This is a genomic window from Pseudomonas sp. AGC41 (assembly GCF_057334555.1).
Genome location: NZ_JBHFJB010000155.1, coordinates 17,927 through 25,670, shown reverse-complemented (window position 1 = coordinate 25,670; position 7,744 = coordinate 17,927). Strand labels below are relative to the sequence as shown.

At 60.9% G+C, this 7,744-nt stretch carries 9 protein-coding genes; 6 read left to right on the top strand and 3 right to left on the bottom strand.

Features of this window, described 5'->3' with window-relative positions; genetic code table 11:
* Positions 1 to 186 precede the first annotated feature (186 nt).
* The 6 genes from hisB (at position 187) to ACE04F_RS26115 (ending at position 4,136) form a co-directional block, all read left to right on the top strand.
* Positions 187 to 780 (top strand): imidazoleglycerol-phosphate dehydratase HisB, encoded by a 594-nt coding sequence (gene hisB / locus ACE04F_RS26140; RefSeq protein WP_305497443.1) that lies wholly within the window; start codon positions 187 to 189, stop codon positions 778 to 780.
* A complete protein-coding gene (hisH, locus tag ACE04F_RS26135; protein WP_486110511.1) occupies positions 780 to 1,418 on the top strand; it encodes an imidazole glycerol phosphate synthase subunit HisH in 639 nt (212 codons plus the stop codon). The genes hisB and hisH overlap by 1 nt, the downstream gene beginning before the upstream one ends.
* Positions 1,418 to 1,672, top strand: coding sequence for a DUF2164 domain-containing protein (locus ACE04F_RS26130; protein WP_003186749.1), 255 nt, complete (start codon positions 1,418 to 1,420; stop codon positions 1,670 to 1,672). The genes hisH and ACE04F_RS26130 overlap by 1 nt, the downstream gene beginning before the upstream one ends.
* Before the next feature lie 42 nt (positions 1,673 to 1,714).
* Complete coding sequence (gene hisA, locus ACE04F_RS26125; RefSeq protein ID WP_486110510.1) at positions 1,715 to 2,464, top strand: 1-(5-phosphoribosyl)-5-[(5-phosphoribosylamino)methylideneamino]imidazole-4-carboxamide isomerase; 750 nt, start codon at positions 1,715 to 1,717, stop codon at positions 2,462 to 2,464.
* A 91-nt stretch (positions 2,465 to 2,555) separates the two neighbouring features.
* Positions 2,556 to 3,326: an imidazole glycerol phosphate synthase subunit HisF gene (gene hisF, locus ACE04F_RS26120; protein WP_486110509.1), complete on the top strand. Its 771-nt coding sequence runs from the start codon at positions 2,556 to 2,558 to the stop codon at positions 3,324 to 3,326.
* 63 nt (positions 3,327 to 3,389) lie between these two features.
* Complete coding sequence (locus ACE04F_RS26115; RefSeq protein ID WP_486110508.1) at positions 3,390 to 4,136, top strand: substrate-binding periplasmic protein; 747 nt, start codon at positions 3,390 to 3,392, stop codon at positions 4,134 to 4,136.
* Between the two features lie 10 nt (positions 4,137 to 4,146).
* Here the strand turns inward: ACE04F_RS26115 and ACE04F_RS26110 are convergent, their stop codons facing one another.
* The 3 genes from ACE04F_RS26110 to ACE04F_RS26100 are packed head-to-tail and all read right to left on the bottom strand — an operon-like array spanning position 4,147 to position 7,569.
* Positions 4,147 to 4,926, bottom strand: coding sequence for a divergent polysaccharide deacetylase family protein (locus ACE04F_RS26110; RefSeq protein ID WP_486110507.1), 780 nt, complete (start codon positions 4,924 to 4,926; stop codon positions 4,147 to 4,149).
* 1 nt (position 4,927) lies between these two features.
* A complete protein-coding gene (locus ACE04F_RS26105) occupies positions 4,928 to 6,244 on the bottom strand; it encodes a S41 family peptidase (protein ID WP_434602554.1) in 1,317 nt (438 codons plus the stop codon).
* Positions 6,245 to 6,276: 32 nt separating this feature from the next.
* A complete protein-coding gene (locus ACE04F_RS26100) occupies positions 6,277 to 7,569 on the bottom strand; it encodes a murein hydrolase activator EnvC family protein (protein WP_305497433.1) in 1,293 nt (430 codons plus the stop codon).
* Positions 7,570 to 7,744 lie beyond the last annotated feature (175 nt).

Below are 7,744 nucleotides of genomic sequence, written 5' to 3'. Positions count from 1 at the left end.
TGCCGCTTTCGCGAGCAGGCTCGCTCCCACATTTGTTTTTATGAGTCCTGGAAGACTTGTATGGACATGTCTAACGCCGCCGCATCGGTTTCAGCCCGTCAGCGGCGTCACCTCTTTTGTTTCTGTTTGCCGCTCGCGCCCCTATAATGGCTGCCTTTTTCGCCCAATGATTTTGCGGAGCTGGTGATGGCCGAACGTAAGGCGTCTGTCGAGCGCGACACTCTGGAAACCCAGATCAAAGCCTCGATCAACCTGGATGGTACCGGAAAGGCCCGGTTTGATATCGGCGTGCCTTTTCTTGAGCACATGCTCGACCAGATCGCCCGTCACGGGCTGATCGACCTGGACATCGTCAGCAAGGGCGACCTGCATATCGACGATCACCACACCGTGGAGGATGTCGGTATCACGCTGGGCCAGGCTTTCACCAGAGCCATCGGCGACAAGAAGGGCATCCGTCGCTACGGCCATGCCTACGTGCCGCTCGATGAAGCGCTGTCGCGCGTGGTCATCGACTTCTCCGGCCGCCCTGGCCTGCAGATGCATGTGCCGTACACCCGCGCCACCGTCGGCGGCTTCGACGTCGACCTGTTCCAGGAGTTCTTCCAGGGCTTCGTCAACCACGCCAACGTGACCCTGCACATCGACAATCTGCGCGGGCACAACACCCACCACCAGATCGAAACCGTGTTCAAGGCGTTCGGCCGCGCGCTGCGCATGGCTGTCGAGCTCGATGACCGCATGGCCGGCCAGATGCCTTCCACCAAAGGCGTCCTGTAATGCAGACGGTTGCGGTTATCGATTACGGCATGGGCAACCTGCACTCGGTGGCCAAGGCCCTCGAGCACGTAGGCGCCGGCAAGGTATTGATCACCAGCGATGCCGAGGTGATTCGCGAAGCCGACCGGGTAGTGTTTCCCGGTGTCGGCGCGATTCGCGACTGCATGGCCGAGATTCGGCGCCTGGGCTTCGACAAGCTGGTGCACGAAGTCAGCCAGGATCGCCCGTTCCTGGGCATCTGCGTGGGCATGCAGGCGTTGCTCGATCGCAGTGAAGAGAACGACGGTGTCGATTGCATCTCGCTGTTCCCGGGCCAGGTAAAATTCTTTGGCAAGGACCTGCACGAAGACGGCGAGCACTTGAAAGTGCCGCACATGGGCTGGAACGAAGTACGGCAAACGGTGGACCACCCGCTGTGGCACGATATTCCGGACCTGGCGCGTTTCTACTTCGTGCACAGCTACTACATCGCCGCCGGCAATGCCCGGCAGGTGGTGGGCAGCGGTCATTATGGTGTCGATTTTGCCGCGGCCCTGGCCGATGGCTCGCGCTTCGCCGTGCAGTTCCACCCGGAGAAGAGCCATACCCATGGCCTGCAACTGCTGCAGAACTTCGCGGCGTGGGACGGGCGCTGGTAATGGCTCGCAAGAAGCCGCCGATCCTCACTCTCACGCCTGAACAGGAAAGTGAGGCGAACCGCAAGATCCAGCGGTTCATGGAGGAACGTTTCGAGCTGGACCTTGGCTCGTTCGAAGCGGCGGAAATTCTTGATCTGTTTACCCGCGAAATTGCTCCGCACTATTACAACAGGGCGATTTTCGATGTGCAGACGCACCTTAAAGAAAGGTTCGAAAGCATTGAAAGCGACTTGTGGGCGCTCGAGAAAAACTGATTTTCGAGCCAAGTTGAATTTTCGTATTTGAAGGTTTGCCAGATGCTGATTATCCCCGCTATCGATCTCAAGGACGGCGCTTGCGTCCGTCTGCGCCAGGGCCGCATGGAAGACTCCACGGTGTTTTCCGACGACCCGGTGAGCATGGCCGCCAAGTGGGTGGAGGGCGGTTGCCGTCGCCTGCATCTGGTTGACCTTAACGGTGCCTTCGAAGGCCAGCCGGTCAACGGTGAAGTGGTCACCGCCATCGCCAAACGCTACCCGAACCTGCCGATCCAGATCGGTGGCGGCATTCGTTCGCTGGAGACCATCGAGCACTACGTCAAGGCCGGTGTGAGCTACGTGATCATCGGCACCAAGGCCGTAAAAGATCCGGCTTTCGTCGCCGAAGCCTGTCGCGCCTTCCCAGGCAAAATCATCGTCGGCCTGGACGCCAAGGACGGTTTTGTCGCCACCGATGGCTGGGCTGAAATCAGCAGCGTGCAAGTCATCGATCTGGCCAAGCAGTTTGAAGCCGACGGTGTGTCCTCGATCGTTTATACCGACATCGCCAAAGACGGCATGATGCAGGGCTGCAACGTTCCGTTCACCGCTGCCCTGGCCGCCGCCACGAAGATCCCGGTGATCGCCTCCGGTGGCATCCACAACCTGGGCGACATCAAGGCACTGCTCGACGCCAGGGCGCCGGGCATCATCGGTGCGATCACAGGCCGCGCGATTTATGAGGGCACGCTGGATGTTGCCGAAGCTCAACAATTTTGTGATGGCTACGCGGCCAGCTCCAAGCTGTAAGCCGCGAGCTGCAAGCTAAAGCACGACCGCGATCTGCTTGGCTTGCAGCTTATAACTTGAAGCTTGCAACTCTTAATCGGAGATTAAGCCCATGGCGCTGGCCAAACGCATCATCCCTTGCCTGGACGTGGATAACGGCCGGGTGGTCAAGGGCGTCAAGTTCGAGAATATCCGTGACGCCGGCGACCCGGTGGAAATCGCCCGTCGTTATGACGAGCAGGGTGCGGACGAGATTACTTTCCTGGATATCACCGCCAGCGTCGACGGCCGAGATACCACGCTGCACACCGTCGAACGCATGGCCAGCCAGGTGTTCATCCCATTGACCGTGGGCGGCGGCGTGCGCACCGTGCAGGATATCCGCAACCTGCTCAATGCCGGCGCGGACAAGGTGTCCATCAACACCGCGGCGGTGTTCAACCCGGAATTCGTTGGCGAGGCGGCCGAGCATTTCGGCTCGCAGTGCATCGTCGTGGCAATCGACGCAAAGAAGGTCTCCGGCCCGGGCGAAACCCCGCGCTGGGAAATCTTCACCCATGGCGGGCGCAAGCCAACCGGGCTGGACGCCGTTGAATGGGCGAAGAAGATGGAAGGCCTGGGTGCCGGTGAAATCCTGCTGACCAGCATGGACCAGGACGGCATGAAAAACGGCTTCGATCTCGGCGTCACTCGTGCCATCAGCGATGCCTTGGGCATTCCGGTGATCGCTTCCGGCGGTGTCGGCAACCTGCAACACCTGGCCGACGGCATTCTGGAAGGCCATGCCAGTGCTGTATTGGCGGCGAGCATATTTCACTTTGGCGAATACACCGTGCCGGAAGCCAAGGCCTACATGGCGCAGCGCGGTATCTGCATTCGCTGATTGCTGGACACCATGGCGGGCCCAAGGCACTCTTGGGCACACCATGGATTGCGGTAGCCCGACATGTTCAAATGCCTCGTTCTTGCCTTTGCCAGTGCCACGTTGCTGTTGGCAGGCACCGTTCGCGCCGCTGATACATCGTTGGTGTTGCTGACCGAAAACTTCCCCCCGTACAACATGGCCAAGAACGGCAAGAACTTCGCCCAGGACGAGAATATCCATGGCATTGCCGTGGACATCGTCCGCGAAATATTCAAGCGCGCCGATGTCTCCTACAGCCTGACGCTGCGTTTTCCTTGGGAGCGGATCTACAAACTCGCCCTGGAAAATCCGGGCTATGGTGTGTTCGTCACGGCTCGGTTGCCGGAGCGTGAAAAGCTCTTCAAATGGGTTGGTCCCATCGGTCCGGATGATTGGATCATGCTTGCCAAGGCGGACAGCAAGATTGCCCTCGACTCGCTGGAGCAAGCGCGCCAATACCGCATTGGTGCCTACAAGGGCGACGCGATTGCCGAGACGTTGGCGAAGCAGGGTTTAACGCCCGTTCTCGTATTGCGCGATCAGGACAACGCCAGAAAACTCGTCAACGGCCAGATAGATCTATGGGCCACCGGCGACCCGGCGGGGCGTTATCTGGCGCGTCAGGAAGGGGTGAGCGATCTCAAGACAGTGCTGCGGTTCAACAGTGCCGAGCTGTACCTGGCGTTGAACAAGGACGTGCCGGACGAGGTAGTGGCCCGGTTGCAAAAGGCCTTGGATGAGCTACGCAACGAAGGCGAAGTGGACGCGATCATGGCGCGATATCTCTGAAGCGCCAAGCCTAACGATAAACCCCATCCTTCCCATGCCCGACCATCGCTTGGTTACTACGCAGGCTGATCATCGACTTGACGTCGATCCACTCGATGCCCTGGGCCTTGAGCTTGGGCAGTTCGCGCTCGAGCACGGCGAGGGTCTGTGGATAGGGATGGCCGATCATCACGGCCGAGCCCTGCCGCCGAGCCAGATCGATGGCGACCTGAAGCTGACCGGCGATAGCCACTTCGGTGCGCTCGTCATCCAGAAATACATCCCGCGACACACTGGCGAGGCCGATCTTTTGTGCTTCGGCAGCGGCGACGGTCTGCGCGCTGGTGCGGCTGTCGACGAAAAACTTGTGCCGCTGTTGCAGATTCTCCATCAGCCAGGCCATCGCCTGGGGTTGCGCGGTCATGCGGCTGCCCATGTGGTTGTTGATGCCGCTGGTGTAGGGCACCGCGGCAAACGCGGCGTCCAGGCGCTTGCCCAATTCTTCGATGGAAAATTCCGGATGCCAGGCGAACGGCCCGGTGGCCGGGTCCATGGGCATGTGCAGCATGACGAGTTTGCCGGCGCGATGAGCCTCGCGGGCGATTTCGGCGGCGTGGGGCGTGTCGGGCATGATTGCCGCGGTGACCGGACCGGGCAGGGCCAGGACACGGCGATCCCGGGGTAGATTCTGCCCCAGGTCATCGATGATCAGGCTCAGGTAAGCCTTCTGCGGCGGGGAAGCTGTGGCGGGGGCCGCGTTAACGGCTCCCGCCAGCAGGCATAGCAGGACGAAGATGAAACGCAGGCCCATCTCAGCGGCCGGACGTGATGTTCAACCCTTTGAGCAGGCTCAAGGCCTGGGCCAACTGATAGTCGTCATCCTGCGGCATCGGCTTGGCCTTGGCGCCGGAACCGGTCGGTTTGTCGGCGCCGCCGTTGCCATTGCCCAAATGACCTTGCAGGTCGGCTTCCTTGAAGTACTCGCTGTCCGCCTCGCTGGTGATCTTGGCCTTGCGCACCTCGATGTCCGGGACAATGCCCTGGGCCTGGATGGAGCGGCCGTTGGGCGTGAAGTACAGCGCGGTAGTGATCTTCAGGGCGCGGTCGTTGTTCAGCGGCAACACGGTCTGCACCGAGCCCTTGCCGAAACTGGTGGTGCCCATGACGACGCCACGTTTCTGGTCTTGCAGAGCACCGGCGACGATCTCCGACGCCGACGCGCTGCCGCCATTGATCAGCACGACCAGTGGCACGGCTTCGCTGAGGTCGTTGCCGGTGGCCGAGAAGCGCAGTTCGGAATTGGCGATGCGGCCCTTAGTGTAGACGATCAGGCCCTTGGTGATGAAATGATCCACCACTTCCACGGCCGATTGCAGGACGCCGCCGGGGTTGTTGCGCAAGTCCAGGACCAGGCCGTTGAGTTTCTTGCCGTTGTCCTTGCGCATCTTGGCCAGGGCCTTGGCGACTTCCTCGCCGGTCTTGACCTGGAACTGGGTGATGCGGATGTAGCCGTAGCCGGACTCCAGCAATTGGCTCTTCACGCTCTTGACCTGGATGACCGCCCGGGTCAGGGTCACGTCGAATGGCGTACCGCCGTCGCGCACCAGGGTCAGGGTGATCTTCTCGCCGATCTTGCCGCGCATCTTGTCCACGGCTTCGGTCATGCTCTGGCCACGGGTCGGTTGCCCGTTGATCTTGACGATGAAGTCTCCAGCCTGGATGCCTGCCTTGGAGGCGGGCGTATCGTCGATCGGCGAGACCACCTTGACGAAACCGTCCTCGCTGCCGACCTCGATGCCCAGGCCGCCGAATTCGCCGCTGGTGCTTTCCTGCAACTCGGCAAAATCCTCAGGGCCCAGGTAGGCCGAGTGCGGGTCAAGGTTGCTGAGCATGCCCTTGATGGCATTCTCCAGCAGCATCTTGTCGTCCACCGGTTCCACGTACGCGGCTTTGATCCGGTCCATGACTTCGGCAAAGGTGCGCAGTTCATCCAACGGCAGCGGGGCCTTGGTGGTGGCGGCCGTAGCGGCGGTCGACGCCGGCGCGGGTTGCGCGGCGAAAGCCAGGGGCGCGCCGATCACGAGGGCGATCGTCAGGGCCAGCGAGGTGAGGCGGGACAAATGCAGCATGTCGAACGAACTCCTGAGTTGGATGGGCGCGCTTATCCTTGCGCACGACACCATTGTGCCGGGTCACTGGGGCGACCCTGCTGGCGAATAGCAAAATACAGTGCTGGCGTGTCCTGCCCGCCACTGTTGCCGACCGTGGAGATGGACTCGCCGGCCTTGACCACATCACCTGCCGATTTGAGCAGCGTCTGGTTGTGGCCGTAAAGGCTCAGGTAGCCGTTGCCGTGATCGAGGATCACCAGCAGGCCGGCACCGCGCAGCCAGTCGGCAAACACCACGCGCCCGCCATGTACGGCGTGCACCTGGCTACCGGCGGAAGCGCTGATCATCACGCCGTCCCACTTGGTGCGGGTATCGTCGCCACGGGTTTCACCGAAGCGTGCAAGTAATCGACCATTGACCGGCCATGGAAGTTTGCCCCGGGCTGAAGCAAAAGCACCGCCGAAGGTTTCGCCATCACTGGAAACCACTGCGCCGGGGCTGGATTTAGCCGGCTTGCGCGGGGCTTCGCCGGCATCGGCGTCGGCCTGGGCTTCACGCAAACGCTTTTTTTCGGCTTCCTGCTGGGCGATCAGCGCTTTCTGTCGCGCTTCCTCCGCCTCCCGAGCCTGGCGAGCCAGGGTTTCCTCGATGGTCTTCAAGACGTTTGCCAGTTCGGCCTGGTCCTGCTCGCGGGCCTTGAGCTTGCTGTCGCGAGCCTTCACGTCGTCATTGAGCTTGGCCAGGGCCACCTGGCGCTCCTTGCGAACCTTCTCGAGTTCTTCGCGCTGGGTGTCGAGGCTGCTTTTCTGTACGAGCAACTGGGCTTGCTGCAGCTCGATGTCTTTCTCGACATTGGCCAGCTGGCGCAGGGTTTCATTGAAGCTCTTGAGCTGCTCCAGGCGGGCCTGGCTCAGGTAGTCGTAATAGGTGAGGGTGCGGGCGAATTTCTCGGGATTCTGCTGATTGAGCAGCAGCTTGAGGTATTCCTGGCGACCGTTCTGGTAGGCCGCCCGAGCCTGGATGGCGATCAGTTTTTGCTGTTCAGTGCGCGCGCTCTGGAGTTTTTTTTTCTCTCCATCGAGACGCTGCAACTCGGATTCGCTTTTCTTCAGTTCTTTCTGCAGGGCGTCGACCTGCTTCTCCAGCTTGCCCATCTCGGTTTCGGTGCCGCGCAGGTCTTTCTGCACGCTGGATTTTTCTTCCTGCAACTTGTTCAGCAGCTTCTTCAGCTCGGCGATGTCCTGGCGCGTGGCTTCCAACTGTTGTTGGGTTTGCGCGCGCTCGTCCGCGAAGGCCGGTTGGAGCAGGCAGGTCAGAGCAAGGGCTATCAGGACGCGGAGCATAGAGGCGGGTGGCACCAGGGAAAGGGACGGCCTAGTATGCCCGCCCCACGCTGCAAAAAAAACGCCCATTTGGGGCTGTGTGATAACTGGCCGGAAAAACACCAAACCCTGTGTGGGGGGGGGCCTGCTCGCGAAGAGGCCATAACATCCAACGGTGATGTTGACTGTCATACCG